We start from the raw sequence: 504 nt of genomic DNA, 5'->3' as shown, positions 1-504 counted from the left end.
GCTCGGATCGCGACATCTGTGTCGTGCCGGGACCCGTTTCAACTCTTCTTTTAATGGGATCGAATCGCTTGCCGGGATTCCAAAGGCGATTAGTTTGGCGGGTGTCAGGGAGTCTGCCGGGGGCGGATTTTCCAAATGAACAGGTTCAATCTACACAATCGTAGCGTACGCCCTATAGGGTGTCGGAGGAAAAATGGGTAAGATCATCGGGATCGACCTTGGGACAACCAACTCGGTTGTTGCCGTAATGGAGGGCGAGAAGCCCGCAGTCATCGTGAATGAAGAAGGAAATCGCACCACCCCATCGGTGGTCGGGTTCGGAAAGGACGGCGAGCGACTCGTCGGCTCTGTGGCCAAGCGACAGGCCATCACCAACCCGGAGAAGACGGTTTCATCCATCAAACGCTACATGGGTCAGAAGTTTGATGAGAGCGGCTCGGCAGTCAAGCACTCCACCTACCAGGTGGTTCGCGGCGACAACGGCCAGCCTCGAGTCAAGATTGA

At 56.0% G+C, this 504-nt stretch carries 1 protein-coding gene; it reads left to right on the top strand.

Annotated features, from left to right (window positions below; translation table 11 throughout):
• Nucleotides 1-193: 193 nt before the first annotated feature.
• Nucleotides 194-504 (top strand): Hsp70 family protein (locus tag QF777_12235; GenBank protein MDP6912291.1); only part of this gene is annotated, 311 nt, incomplete at its 3' end.

Source organism: Acidimicrobiales bacterium (assembly GCA_030747595.1).
GTDB lineage: Bacteria > Actinomycetota > Acidimicrobiia > Acidimicrobiales > MedAcidi-G1 > UBA9410.
Note: the sequence above shows the minus strand (reverse complement) of the source record. Positions and strands in the feature narration are given on the sequence as shown.